Source organism: Citrobacter sp. CK198, from assembly GCF_030333295.1.
GTDB classification, from domain to species: Bacteria; Pseudomonadota; Gammaproteobacteria; order Enterobacterales; family Enterobacteriaceae; genus Citrobacter_B; species Citrobacter_B koseri.
In genome coordinates this window covers 260,163-276,358 of record NZ_JAOWGE010000027.1, presented here as the reverse complement: position 1 = coordinate 276,358, position 16,196 = coordinate 260,163, and the positions used below count along the sequence as shown (strand labels likewise).

Here is a 16,196-nt window from a genome sequence, read left to right as displayed (position 1 = left end):
CAGGCCTGATAAGCGCAGCGCCATCAGGCGGTTCAGCGTTTTAAGGTAGGTGATGTATGTGCGAACTGCTCGGGATGAGCGCCAATGTGCCAACCGATATTTGCTTTAGTTTCACCGGGCTGGTTCAGCGTGGTGGAGGAACCGGGCCGCACAAAGACGGCTGGGGCATTACGTTTTATGAAGGTAAAGGGTGTCGCACATTTAAAGATCCGCAACCCAGTTTTAATTCGCCCATCGCCAGACTGGTGCAAGACTATCCCATTAAATCCTGTTCCGTCGTCGCCCATATTCGCCAGGCGAATCGTGGGGAAGTGGCGCTGGAAAATACGCATCCGTTTACCCGTGAGCTTTGGGGGCGTAACTGGACGTATGCGCATAACGGGCAGCTCAACGGCTACAAATCGCTTGAAACCGGTAATTTTCGCCCGGTTGGTGAGACGGACAGCGAAAAAGCGTTCTGCTGGCTGCTGCATAAGCTGACGCAGCGTTATCCGCGCACGCCGGGCAATATGATGGCGGTATTTAAATATATTGCGACGCTGGCAGAAGAACTCCGTAAGAAAGGCGTCTTCAACATGCTGCTGTCAGACGGGCGCTATGTCATGGCCTATTGCTCGACCAATTTATTCTGGATCACCCGCCGCGCGCCGTTTGGCGTTGCCACGCTGTTGGACCAGGATGTGGAAATCGACTTCAGTTCACAAACCACACCGAATGATGTGGTTACCGTGATTGCAACGCAGCCGCTGACGGGAAATGAAACCTGGCAAAAGATTATGCCAGGCGAATGGCGATTATTTTGTCTCGGGGAGCGTATAGTTTGACGCCAGCTGTGGCTGAACCACTTCATGGCTCAACGGTTTGCTGACCACGTAACGGCCATCAACAACGGAAACTGTTGGTGGCTTACGGGTTTGCTCAAAGTAGTCGTAGCCCGGTTTTAGCTGCGTCCAGAAATCTTTGTAATACGAATACTTATGGCGCTGCATATTTGCATCGGTCATGCGGAAGGGATAGATGCTCACCTGTACGCTGGATTGCCCGAATACCAGGGCGCCGGTTACAAACTGGAAAATCTCATCAATGCCGCTGTCGGTCATGGCATAGCAACCGACGGAGACGCAGGCGCCGTGGATCATCAGATACTTACCTTCATAACCGTGTGCGCGGTCATAGGCGTTCGGAAAACCGATATTAATGGCCTTATAGAAACGGCTGTCCGGTTTGAGCTGATTACGCTGGACGCTGTAAAAACCTTCCGGGCTTTTAAAGTCACCCTGGCGCTGTTTGGGGCCTAAGCCACCGGAATAGTTGCAAATTTTGTAGCTGTCGAGCAATTGATATTGCTCACCCATCTTGACGTACAGATCGAGCGTACGCTCTTCTTTAAAGATCTGAATATAGACAGGCGACCCCATCAACTGCTGCTTATATTCTTTGCTGACTGGCGTGGTTGGGCTGCTACTGCTTAGCAAACTGGCAAATGAGACGCACGGGATCAGAAGCATCGCAAGAAAAAATGCGATTTTACGCATACTGCTTATTCCTTGATAAAACGGTTACACACGCCAGAACGGCAAACAAAGTCCCCAAATCAGACTAATCCGTATTTGGTGCGCTCACATTATCACCACGGCAGTTTTTCGCAAGCCCCAGGCGATGCGTTTACAATTTAGTTTCTCTTTATACTGAAATTTAGCCGTCAAGGCAGTCAGAACCCGGCGCATTCTGCTGCGGCTTAACTTCCACTCACTTCTCACAATACAAAATGCACTGTATACTTAAACAGTATTGCGGAGGTGAGTCATGCGCAAAATCATACATGTTGATATGGACTGTTTTTACGCGGCGGTTGAAATGCGCGATAACCCGGCCCTGCGTGATATTCCCATTGCTATCGGCGGCAGCCGCGAGCGCAGGGGCGTTATCAGTACGGCTAATTATCCCGCCCGCAAATTTGGCGTGCGCAGCGCGATGCCGACCGGTATGGCGCTTAAGCTTTGCCCGCACCTCACGCTATTGCCGGGGCGGTTTGAGGCGTATAAAGAAGCGTCGCAGCATATCCGTGAAATCTTCTCTCGTTATACCTCGCGTATAGAGCCGCTTTCGCTGGATGAAGCCTATCTGGACGTCACCGACAGCACTTATTGCCACGGCTCCGCCACGCTTATCGCTCAGGAAATCCGTCAGACGATTTTTAACGAACTCCAGCTCACCGCATCAGCAGGTATTGCTCCGGTTAAGTTTCTGGCAAAAATTGCTTCTGACCTTAATAAACCGAATGGGCAATATGTGATTACCCCCGCCGATGTTCCTGAGTTTCTCAAAACCTTACCGCTGGGGAAAATTCCGGGGGTGGGTAAAGTGTCTGCGGCCAGGCTGGAAACGATGGGGCTGCGTACCTGTGAAGACGTGCAAAAGTACGATCTGGCGATGTTACTCAAGCGCTTTGGTAAGTTTGGCCGCGTGTTATGGGAGCGTAGCCAGGGGATTGATGAGCGGGATGTAAACAATGAAAGACTGCGTAAATCGATAGGCGTTGAACGTACGCTGGCGGAGGATATTCACGAATGGGCGGAATGCGAGGCGATCATTGAGCGATTATATCCAGAACTGGAAAGGCGGCTGGCAAAAGTGAAGCCTGACCTGCTCATTGCCCGTCAGGGGGTTAAATTAAAATTTAACGATTTCCAGCTGACCACTCAGGAGCACGTCTGGCCGCGTTTAAGCAAGGACGATTTAATCACGACGGCGCGTAAAACCTGGAATGAGCGGCGGGGAGGGCGGGGCGTGCGGCTGGTAGGGTTACACGTTACACTACTTGACCCGCAACTGGAAAGACAGCTTCTGCTGGGGCTGTGACTTTGATGTATTGCCGGATGGCGGAGTAAATGCCTTATCCGGCCTACAAATCAGCGTGTAGGCCGGGTTAGTTGTAGGCCGGATAAGCGCAGCGCCATCCGGCATTTAGCGCAGAATTTTACTTCGCCGGAATAGACTTCAGCAGTTCAGTCAGAAGCCGCCAGTAGTGACCGACGCTTTCGATATGAACCTGCTCATCTGGAGAGTGCGGGCCGGTAATGGTTGGCCCGATAGAGACCATGTCCATATCCGGGTACGGTTTTTTGAACAGACCGCATTCCAGACCCGCGTGAATAATCTGGATGTTCGGCGTCTTATTGAACAGACGCTGGTAAGTTTCACGCACCAGGTGCATTACCGGCGAGTTCGCATCTGGCTGCCAGCCCGGATAGCCGCCTTTTGCTTCGGTTTTCGCGCCGGCCAGTTTACCCAGTGAATCCAGCATGCTCACCACGTAGTCTTTACCGCTGTCGATCAGCGAGCGGATCAGGCAGTGGATTTCCACGTTGTTGTCGGTCATGGTCACAACGCCCACGTTCAGGGACGTCTCAACCACGCCTTTCGCTACGTCGGAATTGCGAATCACGCCGTTTGGCGTGGCGTTCAGCAGACGGATAAAGCCATCGCGGGACGAGGCAGTCAGCGCCGCTTTGTCGTTAGCGGCTGCTTCCAGCAGAACCACCAGATTCTTCTCTTTCTCTGCCAGCTCGTTTTTCAGGATCTCCTGATAAGCGTTCACCCGCGTTTTCAGCGCATCGACGTTATCTGCCGCTACAGCAACGGTGGCGAAGGCTTCACGCGGGATAGCGTTACGCAGCGTACCGCCGTTGAAATCAACCAGACGCAGACCCAGTTCTTCAGCATGATCCGCCAGGAAGCGCACCAGCAGCTTGTTGGCATTGCCGAGACCGACGTGGATTTCGCCGCCGGAGTGGCCGCCTTTCAGGCCTTTCAGCGTCAGTTTAAAGCTCTGGAAGCCCGCCGGAATGGCTTCACGGGACAGCGGTAGGTTAGAGGTAAAATCGATACCGCCTGCACAGCCCATGTAGATCTCACCTTCTTCTTCGGAGTCGGTATTGATCAGAATATCGGCCTGTAGCCAGCCTGGCTGAAGGCCGAATGCGCCGTCCATACCGGCTTCTTCCGTCATGGTCAGCAGCACTTCCAGCGGGCCGTGCGCGACGTTGTCGTCAGCCAGAACGGCCAGCGCGGAAGCCATACCAATGCCGTTATCCGCGCCCAGCGTGGTGCCGCGGGCTTTTACCCACTCGCCGTCAATATAAGGCTGGATCGGATCTTTGGTGAAGTCGTGTACGGTGTCGTTGTTTTTCTGCGGAACCATATCCAGGTGCGCCTGCAAAACCACTGGCTTGCGGTTTTCCATACCTGCGGTGGCAGGTTTACGAATCAGGATATTACCGACCCGATCGCGCTCAGCGTGGAAACCTTTCTCTTTGGCCCAGCCCATAATGTGTTCAGCGAGCTGCTCTTCATGGTAGGACGGATGAGGAATAGAACAGATTTTTGCAAAAATATCCCACAGCGGTTGTGGAGATAATTGAGACAGTTCAGACACGATAAGTCTCCTTGACGATGTCCTGCAAAACTTTCTTGCAGGCCACAGGGTTAGCAGATTGATTGTCACCACAAGTCGGGCTTGCGAGATGCGATTGAGAATACCACTTTCCTGGTCTTCGGGTAGTATAAAGCACGTAAAAAGAGGGCTGGATTCCGCGAAACACTGGTTTTTAGCGCGTCAGGTCTCTATAATCTCGCGCAACCTGGTTCACCCTCAATTTTTAAGCCGTAGATAAACAGGCTGGGACACTTCACATGAGCGAAAAATACGTCGTCACCTGGGACATGTTGCAGATTCACGCACGCAAACTGGCAAGCCGCCTGATGCCTTCTGAACAATGGAAAGGCATTATTGCCGTCAGCCGTGGTGGTCTGGTACCGGGCGCATTGCTGGCGCGTGAGTTGGGTATTCGCCATGTCGATACCGTTTGCATCTCCAGCTACGACCACGACAACCAGCGCGAACTGAAAGTGCTGAAACGTGCGGAAGGCGATGGTGAAGGTTTCATCGTGATCGACGATCTGGTCGATACCGGCGGCACTGCTGTTGCTATCCGCGAAATGTATCCTAAAGCTCATTTCGTCACTATCTTCGCTAAACCGGCTGGCCGCCCGCTGGTGGATGATTATGTGATTGATATCCCGCAGGACACCTGGATTGAGCAGCCGTGGGATATGGGCGTGGTATTCGTCCCGCCAATCTCTGGTCGCTAATCACTGAAATTTTCAACGCCTGGCAATGCCGGGCGTTGTTTTTTTTAGCCGCACACACGTTACAATAGGCCTCAGTAAGTACCCTTGGAGGCTGCACGAATGTCACAGGCTAACCTCAGCGAAACCCTGTTTAAACCCCGCTTCAAACATCCTGAAACGTCGACGCTTGTCCGGCGCTTCAATCACGGAACGCAGCCGTCCGTGCAGTCCACTCTGGATGGTAAAAACGTGCCGCACTGGTATCGCATGATCAACCGTCTGATGTGGATCTGGCGCGGTATCGATCCGCGAGAAATCCTTGATGTGCAGGCGCGTATCGTAATGAGCGAAGCCGAGCGAACCGACAAAGAGCTGTACGACACGGTGATTGGCTACCGTGGCGGTAACTGGATCTTTGAATGGTCGAAACAGGCGATGGAATGGCAGCAGAAAGCCTGCCAGGAAACAGACCCACAGCGCAGCGGGCGTCACTGGCTGCACGCTTCCTCGCTCTACAACATTGCGGCTTACCCACATCTTAAAGGGGATGAGCTGGCGGAGCAGGCGCAGGCCCTGGCGAACCGCGCGTATGAAGAGGCCGCGCAACGCTTGCCGGGCTCGCTGCGTGAAATGGCGTTTGCGATCCCCGGCGGCGCGCCTGTCACTGCGTTTTTGCATATGCCGAAAGGGGATGGCCCGTTCCCGACCGTACTGATGTGCGGCGGCCTGGACTCCATGCAAACGGACTATTACACCCTGTTCGAACGTTACTTCGCGCCGCGCGGTATGGCGATGCTGACGCTGGACATGCCGTCGGTTGGATTCTCGTCAAAATGGAAACTCACCCAGGACTCCAGTCTGCTGCATCAGCATGTGTTGAAAGCGCTGCCTGGGGTGCCGTGGGTTGATCATACCCGGGTGGCGGCGTTTGGTTTTCGTTTTGGCGCTAACGTTGCGGTACGTCTGGCCTACCTGGAAGCGCCGCGACTGAAAGCGGTAGCCTGTCTGGGGCCGGTGGTCCATGCGTTGTTAAGCGATTCACAACGTCAGGGGACGGTGCCGGAAATGTATCTTGACGTGCTGGCAAGCCGTCTGGGGATGCATGATGCGTCAGATGAAGCGCTGCGCGTTGAGCTAAATCGTTATTCACTGAAGGTGCAGGGGTTGCTTGGCAGACGCTGCCCAACGCCGATGTTATCTGGCTTCTGGAAAAACGATCCGTTTAGCCCGGAAGAGGAGTCCCGGCTCATCACCTCGTCATCTTCCGACGGTAAGCTGATGGAGATTCCGTTTAATCCGGTGTATCGCAATTTTGACACTGCGCTGAAAGAAATTACCGGTTGGATCAATCACAGATTGTGTTAATGGATTGCTAAATTTTATTGTTTTGGTAAAACAGTTGCTTCACCAAAGGAGATCGCAATGACGTTACCGAGTGGACACCCGAAAAGTAGATTGATCAAGAAATTCACTGCGCTTGGCCCGTATATACGCGAAGGGCAGTGCGAAGATAATCGTTTTTTTTTCGATTGCCTGGCTGTTTGCGTCAACGTGAAGCCAGCGCCTGAGAAACGTGAATTCTGGGGCTGGTGGATGGAACTGGAAGCGCAGGAAAAACGCTTTACTTACAGCTACCAGTTTGGCCTGTTTGACAAAGAAGGTAACTGGACCGCCGTGCCGATTAAAGAGACCGAGGTGGTTGAACGCCTGGAGTACACCCTGCGCGAGTTTCATGAAAAATTGCGTGCACTGCTGACTTCGCTGAATCTGGCGCTGGAACCCGCCGATAACTTCAAAGAACCGGTGAAGTTAACGGCGTAACATAGAATAGTGCCGGATGACGCTACGCTTATCCGGCCTGCAACAGTGCAAAAGAGTAGGCCGGATAAGACGCCTGAGCGTCGTCATCCGGCAAATTAAGACAATCAGAACTGGTACGTCATACCAATCGCGACGATATCATCGCTGCTTACGCCCAGCTTGTTATCATCGTCAATCTGGTTGATTTTATAATCAACGAACGCGGACATATTTTTATTGAAATAATATGTTGCGCCCACATCGATATATTTCACGATATCTTCATCACCGATACCTTCAATATCTTTGCCTTTAGACTGAACATAGCCCAGGGAAGGACGCAGACCGAAATCAAACTGATACTGGGCAACCGCTTCGAAGTTTTGCGCTTTATTGGCGAAACCACCGGAAATAGGCGCCATGTTGCGGGTTTCAGAATAGATAGTCGCCAGGTAAATGTTATTGGCGTCATATTTCAGACCCGTCGCCCAACCTTCCGCGTTTTTACCTTGTCCGCGAGATTGCAGGTTCTGCTCATTGGTGCGGTCTGAATTGGCGTATGCGCCGATGATGGCGAAGTCGCTGCCGCCGAAGTCATAGCTCAGAGATGTGCCGAAACCGTCGCCATTCTGCTTTTTGACGTCGCGGTTTTCGTTTTTACCCTGATATTGCAGGGTTAAGTTCAGACCATCGATAACGCCGAAGAAATCGGTGTTACGGTAAGTTGCCAGGCCACTGGCACGTTTGGTCATAAAGTTGTCGGTCTGTGCAAGGCCGTCGCCACCGAATTCAGGGAACATATCCGTCCACGCGGCAACGTCGTACAGGGCGCCCAGGTTACGACCATAATCTAACGAACCGAAATCGTTCAGCTTCAGACCCGCAAAAGCCAGACGGGTTTTCTGACCGCCTTCACTTTCTGTTTTGTTACCGGCGAACTCAGCTTCCCAGCGACCGTAACCGGTCAGCTGATCGTTAATCTGCGTTTCGCCTTTAAAGCCAAAGCGGATATAAGTCTGGTCGCCATCTTTGCTGTCATCATCACTGATGTAGTGCATCGCTTTTACTTTGCCATACACGTCCAGTTTATTACTGTTTTTGTTATACACTTCTGCTGCCTGCACGGATGCCGATGCAACAATACCCATCACCACTAATGCCAGAGTGCTCTTTTTCATTTTCATTCCTGATTTAAAATTACGCGCTAATATTCGCTGGGAGTGATCCCCGTGAAAAACAGGATGGTTTTTAACGCTCTGCAATGAAGGTTTTATGACAAATTAAGAATATTTTTAAAAAAGGATGATTTATTATTGCGGTAATAAAATTGTCAGAAACTGCCGCTACGCTTGCTGATCCTGCGCAACAAAATTTCATGCTTTGTGCTCTGGTTGTTGGCAACCGGGGCCAGTCCTGCTAAAACGTTCGTTTGATATCATTTTCCCCTATTTTGAATGGCAGAGAATCATGAGTGACAGCCAGACGCTGGTGGTAAAACTCGGCACCAGTGTGCTAACGGGCGGATCGCGCCGCCTGAACCGTGCCCATATCGTAGAACTTGTTCGTCAATGCGCGCAGCTACATGCCGCAGGCCATCGTATTGTGATCGTCACGTCGGGCGCTATCGCCGCCGGGCGTGAGCATCTTGGCTACCCGGAACTCCCGGCGACCATAGCGTCTAAACAACTGTTGGCGGCGGTGGGGCAGAGTCGTCTGATTCAGCTTTGGGAACAGCTATTCTCTATCTACGGTATTCACATCGGGCAGATGCTGCTGACGCGTGCGGATATGGAAGACAGAGAGCGCTTCCTGAACGCGCGTGACACCCTGCGTGCGCTGCTGGACAACAATATTGTCCCTGTCATCAATGAAAACGATGCCGTGGCGACCGCTGAAATAAAAGTGGGCGATAACGACAATCTTTCCGCGCTGGCCGCCATTCTGGCGGGCGCCGACAAATTGTTGTTACTGACCGATCAGCAAGGGTTGTTTACCGCCGATCCGCGAACCAACCCGCAGGCTGAACTGATTAAAGACGTGTACGGCATTGATGATGCGCTGCGTGCGATTGCGGGCGACAGCGTCTCTGGCCTGGGAACCGGGGGAATGGGCACGAAATTGCAGGCTGCCGACGTTGCCTGTCGTGCCGGAATCGACACCATCATCGCAGCGGGCAGCAAGCCGGGCGTGATTGGCGATGTTATGGCAGGCATTTCTGCGGGAACCCGTTTCCATGCGCAAGCCTCCCCGCTGGAAAACCGCAAACGCTGGATCTTTGGCGCGCCGCCTGCCGGTGAAATCACTGTGGATGAAGGGGCGACATCTGCGATTCTGGAACGCGGTAGCTCATTATTGCCAAAAGGCATTAAAAGCGTGACAGGTAACTTCTCGCGTGGTGAAGTGATCCGCATCCGTAACCAGGAAGGGCGCGATATCGCCCACGGCGTCACCCGTTATAACAGCGACGCGCTGCGCCGTATTGCTGGTCACCACTCTCAGCAGATTGACGCGATTCTTGGCTATGAATATGGCCCGGTCGCTGTCCATCGCGATGACATGATTACCCGTTAAGGAGCCGACGTATGCTGGAACAAATGGGCATTGCTGCCAAAGCGGCGTCCTACAAACTGGCGCTACTCTCCAGCCGCGAGAAGAATCGCGTACTGGAAAAAATAGCGGACGAACTGGAAGCGCAAACTGAAAGCATCCTGAGCGCTAACGCCCAGGACGTTGCCGAGGCGCGCGAAAACGGCCTCAGCGAAGCGATGCTGGATCGTCTGGCATTGACGCCGGCGCGCCTGAAAGCGATTGCCGATGACGTCCGTCAGGTGTGTAACCTGGCCGACCCGGTCGGACAGGTGATTGATGGCGGTCTGCTGGACAGCGGGCTGCGTCTGGAACGTCGTCGTGTTCCGCTGGGCGTCATTGGCGTGATTTACGAAGCGCGTCCCAATGTGACCGTTGACGTCGCCTCGTTGTGCCTGAAAACCGGCAACGCGGCGATTCTGCGCGGCGGTAAAGAGACATATCGCACCAATGCGGCAACGATTGCGGTGATTCAGCAAGCGCTGGAAGCCTGCGGCTTACCTGCTGGCGCAGTTCAGGCGATCGACAGCCCGGATCGCGCGCTGGTCAATGAAATGCTGCGTATGGATAAATACATCGACATGCTGATCCCTCGTGGCGGCGCGGGCCTGCACAAGCTGTGCCGTGAGCAGTCGACGATCCCGGTGATCACCGGCGGGATTGGCGTATGCCATATCTTTGTTGACGACAGCGCGGAGATCGAACCGGCGCTGAAGATCATCGTCAATGCGAAAACCCAGCGTCCGAGTACCTGCAACACGGTGGAAACGCTGCTGGTGCATCAGGATATCGCTGCGCGTTTTCTGCCTGCGCTGAGCAAGCAAATGGCGGAAAGCGGCGTCACGCTGCATGCTGACGATGCGGCGCTGGCCCAACTGAAATCAGGCCCGGCGAACGTGGTAGCGGTGAAAGCCGAAGAGTATGACGACGAGTTCCTGTCGTTGGATCTGAACGTGAAAATCGTGGCCGGCCTGGATGACGCAATTGCGCATATTCGTGAACACGGCACTCAACATTCTGATGCGATCCTGACGCGCACTCTGCACAACGCCGATCGTTTTGTGAATGAAGTGGATTCGTCCGCCGTTTACGTCAATGCTTCTACCCGATTTACCGATGGCGGACAATTTGGCCTGGGCGCGGAAGTGGCTGTCAGCACGCAAAAATTACACGCACGCGGCCCAATGGGGCTGGAAGCGCTGACCACCTACAAGTGGATCGGCATCGGTGACGATACCATTCGTGCGTAATTAAAACCGGAGTGATGCAAAATCAGCCACTTGATTCACAAGGCTATTGACGCATCACCCGGTTAGTTTTAACCTTCTACCCCGTGATTCACACTCGTGGTCATGTCCTTTCAGGGCCGATATAGCTCAGTTGGTAGAGCAGCGCATTCGTAATGCGAAGGTCGTAGGTTCGACTCCTATTATCGGCACCATTTCAAACTCTTCCCAAGTCTACCGAAATCAACTTAAAGCCCGTATACTGCGGTTTCTGGCCCGTATTTTATCTCCTGTTATCAACTGGACTCAACCGGAATCAAGTCACAGTTGGGGGCATAAGTGGGGGCATTCTGTGTTCGGTCCAGGGAGATGCCCCCAATGAAGCTAAATGCGCGACAGGTAGATGCAGCTAAACCCAGAGAGAAAGCCTATAAGCTGGCAGATGGTGCTGGTTTGTATCTTGAAGTCGTTCCCTCAGGTTCCCGATACTGGCGGATGAAATATCGCTTCAATGGAAAAGAGAAGCGTATGGCTTTTGGGGTCTATCCGGCAGTGTCCCTTGCACAAGCGAGAGCACTGCGTGATGAAGCCAAGAAAAAACTGGCCGAGGGTATCGATCCATCGTTTGCCAAGAAAGAAGAAAAGCTGGTTCGCGATGTGCAGCTCAATAACACGTTCCAGTCTGTGGCGCTTGAGTGGCACGGTACGAAGGTGAGCAGATGGTCAGAAGGCTATGCCTCCGACATCATCGAAGCCTTCAATAAAGATATTTTCCCCTATATCGGCCAACTGCCGGTGAATGAAATCAAACCACTGGTTCTGCTGAATGTGCTGCGTCGTATGGAAAGCCGTGGCGCGACAGAGAAGGCTAAGAAGGTTCGCCAGCGCTGCAGTGAAGTCTTTCGCTACGCCATAGTTACCGGTCGTGCGGAATACAATCCTGCAGCGGATCTAACCAGCGCGATGTCAGGGCATGAATCGAAGCATTATCCCTTCCTGACTGTTGAAGAATTACCAGACTTCTTTAAAGCTCTATCCAGCTATACAGGAAGCCCGCTGGTTGTGCTTGCCGCACGTCTGCTGATCCTTACGGGAGTTCGTACCGGCGAGCTTCGAGGTGCTTTCTGGAGTGAGTTTGATCTTGAGAAAGCGGTGTGGGAAATTCCAGCCGATCGAATGAAGATGAAAAGGCCTCATCTTGTCCCCCTCTCTACCCAAGCACTAAAGATCGTACAGCAGCTCAAAGTGATGTCTGGGCAATATCCTCTGATGTTTCCTGGGAGGAATGATCCCCGCAAAACGATGAGCGAAGCGAGTATAAATCAGGTGTTCAAGCGGATTGGATATACGGGGAAGGTAACGGGGCATGGTTTCCGCCACACGATGAGTACGATTTTGCATGAGGAAGGGTTCAACACGGCATGGATTGAAACCCAGCTTGCGCATGTCGATAAGAACGCGATACGTGGAACGTATAACCATGCGTTGTATCTGGAAGGAAGGAGGGAGATGATGCAGTGGTATGCGGATTATATTGAAGCATCTTTAACTAAGGTTATATAAGCCTGTAAATAGGGAAAACAAGTTTTTAAAGTTTTCCCTAGAGGTGCTATCTTTCAACTGTATAAAAAAACAGTACATAAAACAGTGTATTAGATCACTAAAAATGATCTTACAAATTTATTTTTTTTGATTTTCGTGATACACATCGCCTTAAATGGTTTAATTTGCATCCGCATCCATCACTGGATGACGATGGAAATTTTTAGCTGTTGTAGGAGAGCAGGGTGGCTAAAAATAAAGCGGCAAACGCCGGGGTTGATGCGTTAACAGGTTTTGAGTTTCAAAGAAACTGTGCATTGTATCTTTTGTTAGATAATTTCAATTCTTTTATCAATAAAGAATTCTTTATTTGTATAGAACATCACGATGATTTTCTATTTTGTTATAAAACTGATTGCTTAAGTTATATAAACGAGATACATGCCTATCAAGCAAAGAAACTTAGCGGGAAAATATGGACTATCGACTCTAGGTTTTCTGAGATGGTATCTAAAATACTATTGGTGGGCGAAAACTTAAGAAATGATGCTTTTGAAAAAAGTGAAGATTATAAACACCAGCTAACATTTATATCAAATACAGAAATAGAATTAAAATACTCACCGTCAAAGGCGTTAAAAAAAGAAGGTATTACTGAGCAGATATTAAGGATTAATGAGCAAAACTCTATCTGTGCTTATGATGAGTTACATAAAAACATTCAGAATAAAATTGAAAATAAAGTTACAGATATTTGTAATGAAGAATCTTCTGTTTTCCATCGTAAAGAACTAAGTAACCTAAAAATTCAGTGGGTAGATTTTCCAAGAACGGCTGCAAAACAAAAAGAATCGCTTATTGGGCTTATGTCTAGAAAGTTTTCTCATATAGCTGACTCGAAAGCAGCCATCGAGGTAATACTTGCTCTATTTAGGAATGTGGAAACTGTATATAATCAAGGACAGGAAATATGTCTACTCGATCCAACAAAAAGGGTTGAAGGCGAAGAAGTTAAGAAAGTTATGAATATAATTGATTCAAAGCAAAAGGCATTCGACTATTGGCGTGCCGAAGCACAGCAATTCTCAATGAAATTCAGAATACCACTTAGCATACAGAAAAATCATGAAAACTATATACTTAACTCTTTTGAACTACTCAAGGATATGAGTAATTACGATTATCAAATTATTAAAGACTTTGTTAGAAATAATGATTACACAACTCAATATTTTTCTCTTCAAGACGCATTAACTGCATATGTTGATAATGTTAGAAAATCTCATTCTATAAACCTAGATAATATTGATACATTTTTTGCAGTTCTGTGTTCATACGTTGAGTGCTACGATTAAGGTAAACCATGAAGACAATTATAAAGTTTGATAGATTGTTTGTTGTCTCTGAAAGTCATAATTTATATTTCGACCAAAAGTTTTCAAATAAAATAAACATAATAAGTGGGTGTAATACCTCAGGTAAAAGTACTTTAATACAGAGTATTTTATTTACCTTTGGAATTAACGATGTTAAAGATGGCTTGAGCGAAATTATTCGATACAACCCTACATTCAGATTGGATTTCAGCATCACTAAAGGAGGCGTAGATAAAAAATATATAATAGTAAGAGAACTTGGTAGCATATATTTAAAAGAGGATGGGGGAAATGTTTTTAGTTTTCATGGAATTGACTCTGATGGTCGAGTTGAACATGTGAAGCTTAAGGAGATGTTATCTCAATTATTTGATTTTAACATGCTTTTAGAACAGAAGGGCGAGCTAAAAAAAGCATCGATAGAATGCATGTTCCTGCCTTATTATATTTCTCAATCTGTAGGGTGGGTTTATTTAAGAGAGTCATTCTCTAATCTTGGTTTTTATAAAGACTTTAAAGACACGTATCTTGATTATTATCTTGGTATAGAAAATTCTTTTGATAAAGAATATTTTTATAAATTAACAAAAGAGCGGGCACAACTTCAGTCGAAGATCTCCTCATTGAATAAATATAGTGCCGAGCCTCACTTTGTTGTTTCTAAATTACTGGATGAAGAGTTCGGTGATGAGGCTCAGAAGTATATAGATGGTTATATAAAATTAGTAGCATCATTAGACGAAGAACGTGATGTATATACTAGTTTGTGTAATAAGTTATCCTTAACTAAAAATCATGTCAAGATACTAAGAAGAACTAAAAGAAATATTAAAAACCAAAACTATAACAATATTGATCGTTGTCCTGCATGTACGCAAATACTTCCTTATTCCTTAGAAGGGTTATATGGTTATTATCAAAACATCAATGATACTGATAAACTATCGGAGCAAATAAATAATAAAATACAAAAAATACAGTCTGATATTAATAGTTCACTTGCGAAGATTAAAAAGTTAGAAATTGATATATCTTCAAAGTATTCATATTTTCTTGAGAAAAAATCACAAAATTTATCTGTTAACACATGGATCGATAATAAAGCAAACATACGTCTGTTAGGCAATATTCATGAAGAGATAGAAGAACATACAAAAAGGTCTGATGAAATTAAAGGATTAATTGATGGGATGGGAGAGGAGCAGTCTCTTTTTGTCGAGCGGTTTAACAAAGAAAAAGATTTCAAGGATATATTTAAAAAATATCTTAATGATATGCAGTTGTTCAATGTAACAGAACCTAGATATACAGATCTTTATAAAATAAATTCATTTCCTTTTCAAGGGGTTGAGCTTCATAAAACTGTAATGTCATATCATTTTGCATTAAATTCTGTAATAAGAAAAACAGACAATATACATCGACTTCCATTTATGCTTGACGCAATTCTTAAGGAAGATATCGATGACAGAAATTTTGATCTCATACTGTCGTTTGTGGGAAAAAATCTTCCGACTGATACTCAATCATTTATATCAATGTCTGAGTATGCTGAAGATAACCTCTTGAAAGATGGTAAAGAGATAAGTGCATTCCGAAGAGCCAAGGTTAAAGATATTAAAAATCGATACTTCCCTGATGGTACGAATTTATTCTTTATTGGTGATGGGAAGCATGAGAGAACATTTTTATCAAAACCTTTGGATTTAAACCTCGATATTTTTGTCGATACTTGTCGGCTTACTGAATGATTCCTTTAGTTAATAGCGAACGCACAAACTTGTGCGTTCGCTATTTATGCTATACATTTGATTTACCGCATATGATCTTGCAAGGAATCTTTCGCCGAGTATCATAGAGCCAGATAGGTGGGGAACGACTATGATTTTTACAGCATTACAACTCTTCAAAAACCTCTCCGATGAAACCCGTTTGGGCATCGTGTTGCTGCTTAGAGAGATGGGAGAGTTGTGCGTGTGTGACCTTTGCACTGCGCTAGAACAGTCACAGCCCAAGATCTCCCGCCATCTGGCAATGCTTCGGGAAAGTGGCCTATTGCTGGATCGCAAGCAGGGGAAATGGGTTCATTACCGCTTATCTCCGCATATTCCTTCCTGGGCTGCTCAGGTGATTGAGCAGGCCTGGTTAAGCCAACAGGACGACGTACAAGCCATCGCCCGAAAGCTGGCATCAGCCAACTGCTCTGGCAGAGGTAAGGCTGTTTGTATCTAAAAAATTTGCCTGTACATATATGGTTTTACGAATGTGATGTGTTAAAGATGAAAACGTTAACGGTGTTTGATCCGGCGATGTGCTGCAGTACCGGCGTTTGTGGTTCAGATGTCGATCAGGTTCTGGTCGATTTTTCTGCTGATGTGCAATGGCTGAAAGGACGTGGCGTACAGGTTGAATGTTACAACCTTGCGCAGCAGCCCATGAGCTTTGTTCAGAACGCGAAAGCATTCCTCGAAGCATCTGGAGCAGAAGGGCTTCCGCTACCCGTACTGGCATCGAGAAACTAATAGAGCTGGCC

14 protein-coding genes, 1 tRNA gene and 2 pseudogenes are annotated in these 16,196 nt (G+C 48.5%); 13 read left to right on the top strand and 4 right to left on the bottom strand.

Annotated elements, in window-relative coordinates; genetic code table 11:
• Positions 1-56: 56 nt before the first annotated feature.
• Positions 57-824 (top strand): class II glutamine amidotransferase, encoded by a 768-nt coding sequence (locus OGY62_RS06365; RefSeq protein ID WP_012133779.1) that lies wholly within the window; start codon positions 57-59, stop codon positions 822-824.
• Here the strand turns inward: OGY62_RS06365 and dpaA are convergent.
• Entirely contained in the window at positions 795-1,535 is a 741-nt protein-coding gene (dpaA, locus tag OGY62_RS06360) for a peptidoglycan meso-diaminopimelic acid protein amidase (RefSeq protein WP_115626379.1), read from the bottom strand. The genes OGY62_RS06365 and dpaA overlap by 30 nt on opposite strands.
• Positions 1,536-1,806: 271 nt before the next feature.
• On the opposite strand from dpaA, the gene dinB reads away from it, so the two are divergent.
• Complete coding sequence (dinB, locus tag OGY62_RS06355; protein ID WP_012133777.1) at positions 1,807-2,862, top strand: DNA polymerase IV; 1,056 nt, start codon at positions 1,807-1,809, stop codon at positions 2,860-2,862.
• On the opposite strand, the pseudogene OGY62_RS23370 reads toward dinB, so the two are convergent.
• A pseudogene (locus OGY62_RS23370) lies at positions 2,818-2,967 on the bottom strand (hypothetical protein); the annotation flags it as partial. The gene dinB and the pseudogene OGY62_RS23370 sit on opposite strands and share 45 nt — an antisense overlap.
• Positions 2,968-2,980: 13 nt before the next feature.
• On the bottom strand, positions 2,981-4,438 hold the full coding sequence (gene pepD / locus OGY62_RS06350) for a cytosol nonspecific dipeptidase (RefSeq protein WP_049011679.1): 1,458 nt from the start codon (positions 4,436-4,438) through the stop codon (positions 2,981-2,983).
• A 257-nt stretch (positions 4,439-4,695) separates the two neighbouring features.
• Between pepD and gpt the strand changes: the two genes are divergently transcribed.
• The 3 genes from gpt (at position 4,696) to crl (ending at position 6,954) form a co-directional block, all read left to right on the top strand.
• Positions 4,696-5,154 (top strand): xanthine phosphoribosyltransferase, encoded by a 459-nt coding sequence (gene gpt, locus OGY62_RS06345; RefSeq protein WP_006685917.1) that lies wholly within the window; start codon positions 4,696-4,698, stop codon positions 5,152-5,154.
• 99 nt (positions 5,155-5,253) lie between these two features.
• A complete protein-coding gene (gene frsA, locus OGY62_RS06340; protein WP_058668603.1) occupies positions 5,254-6,498 on the top strand; it encodes an esterase FrsA in 1,245 nt (414 codons plus the stop codon).
• Between the two features lie 57 nt (positions 6,499-6,555).
• Positions 6,556-6,954 (top strand): sigma factor-binding protein Crl, encoded by a 399-nt coding sequence (gene crl, locus OGY62_RS06335; protein WP_047458752.1) that lies wholly within the window; start codon positions 6,556-6,558, stop codon positions 6,952-6,954.
• Positions 6,955-7,058: 104 nt separating this feature from the next.
• Here the strand turns inward: crl and phoE are convergent, their stop codons facing one another.
• The gene (gene phoE, locus OGY62_RS06330; protein ID WP_024130644.1) at positions 7,059-8,111 is read right to left on the bottom strand and encodes a phosphoporin PhoE; all 1,053 of its coding nucleotides are present in this window, start codon (positions 8,109-8,111) and stop codon (positions 7,059-7,061) included.
• A gap of 289 nt (positions 8,112-8,400) precedes the next feature.
• Between phoE and proB the strand changes: the two genes are divergently transcribed.
• From proB to arsD, 8 genes and pseudogenes are all read left to right on the top strand, one after another.
• Positions 8,401-9,504 (top strand): glutamate 5-kinase, encoded by a 1,104-nt coding sequence (gene proB / locus OGY62_RS06325; protein ID WP_012133771.1) that lies wholly within the window; start codon positions 8,401-8,403, stop codon positions 9,502-9,504.
• 11 nt (positions 9,505-9,515) lie between these two features.
• On the top strand, positions 9,516-10,769 hold the full coding sequence (gene proA, locus OGY62_RS06320) for a glutamate-5-semialdehyde dehydrogenase (protein ID WP_286459372.1): 1,254 nt from the start codon (positions 9,516-9,518) through the stop codon (positions 10,767-10,769).
• 115 nt (positions 10,770-10,884) lie between these two features.
• Positions 10,885-10,960: transfer RNA gene (locus OGY62_RS06315), tRNA-Thr, on the top strand.
• 163 nt (positions 10,961-11,123) lie between these two features.
• The gene (locus OGY62_RS06310; protein ID WP_114647532.1) at positions 11,124-12,308 is read left to right on the top strand and encodes a tyrosine-type recombinase/integrase; all 1,185 of its coding nucleotides are present in this window, start codon (positions 11,124-11,126) and stop codon (positions 12,306-12,308) included.
• 224 nt (positions 12,309-12,532) lie between these two features.
• Positions 12,533-13,642: a hypothetical protein gene (locus OGY62_RS06305; RefSeq protein ID WP_114647531.1), complete on the top strand. Its 1,110-nt coding sequence runs from the start codon at positions 12,533-12,535 to the stop codon at positions 13,640-13,642.
• An 8-nt stretch (positions 13,643-13,650) separates the two neighbouring features.
• Positions 13,651-15,414 carry a P-loop NTPase family protein gene (locus OGY62_RS06300; RefSeq protein WP_112001144.1) on the top strand — a complete coding sequence of 588 codons (1,764 nt, stop codon included), beginning with the start codon at positions 13,651-13,653 and terminating at the stop codon, positions 15,412-15,414.
• Between the two features lie 130 nt (positions 15,415-15,544).
• A complete protein-coding gene (arsR, locus tag OGY62_RS06295) occupies positions 15,545-15,895 on the top strand; it encodes an As(III)-sensing metalloregulatory transcriptional repressor ArsR (protein WP_286459369.1) in 351 nt (116 codons plus the stop codon).
• Positions 15,896-15,942: 47 nt separating this feature from the next.
• Positions 15,943-16,170, top strand: a pseudogene (gene arsD, locus OGY62_RS06290) (arsenite efflux transporter metallochaperone ArsD); the annotation flags it as partial.
• Positions 16,171-16,196: the final 26 nt, after the last annotated feature.

What these genes read in the sequence shown, in the direction of transcription:
- dpaA (WP_115626379.1), bottom strand. Translation starts at nt 1,535, where the DNA reads ATGCGTAAAATCGCATTTTTTCTTGCGATGCTTCTGATCCCGTGCGTC.
- proA (WP_286459372.1), top strand. Translation starts at nt 9,516, where the DNA reads ATGCTGGAACAAATGGGCATTGCTGCCAAAGCGGCGTCCTACAAACTG.
- OGY62_RS06310 (WP_114647532.1), top strand. Translation starts at nt 11,124, where the DNA reads ATGAAGCTAAATGCGCGACAGGTAGATGCAGCTAAACCCAGAGAGAAA.
- proB (WP_012133771.1), top strand. Translation starts at nt 8,401, where the DNA reads ATGAGTGACAGCCAGACGCTGGTGGTAAAACTCGGCACCAGTGTGCTA.
- arsR (WP_286459369.1), top strand. Translation starts at nt 15,545, where the DNA reads ATGATTTTTACAGCATTACAACTCTTCAAAAACCTCTCCGATGAAACC.
- dinB (WP_012133777.1), top strand. Translation starts at nt 1,807, where the DNA reads ATGCGCAAAATCATACATGTTGATATGGACTGTTTTTACGCGGCGGTT.
- OGY62_RS06365 (WP_012133779.1), top strand. Translation starts at nt 57, where the DNA reads ATGTGCGAACTGCTCGGGATGAGCGCCAATGTGCCAACCGATATTTGC.
- OGY62_RS06300 (WP_112001144.1), top strand. Translation starts at nt 13,651, where the DNA reads ATGAAGACAATTATAAAGTTTGATAGATTGTTTGTTGTCTCTGAAAGT.
- gpt (WP_006685917.1), top strand. Translation starts at nt 4,696, where the DNA reads ATGAGCGAAAAATACGTCGTCACCTGGGACATGTTGCAGATTCACGCA.
- phoE (WP_024130644.1), bottom strand. Translation starts at nt 8,111, where the DNA reads ATGAAAAAGAGCACTCTGGCATTAGTGGTGATGGGTATTGTTGCATCG.
- crl (WP_047458752.1), top strand. Translation starts at nt 6,556, where the DNA reads ATGACGTTACCGAGTGGACACCCGAAAAGTAGATTGATCAAGAAATTC.
- frsA (WP_058668603.1), top strand. Translation starts at nt 5,254, where the DNA reads ATGTCACAGGCTAACCTCAGCGAAACCCTGTTTAAACCCCGCTTCAAA.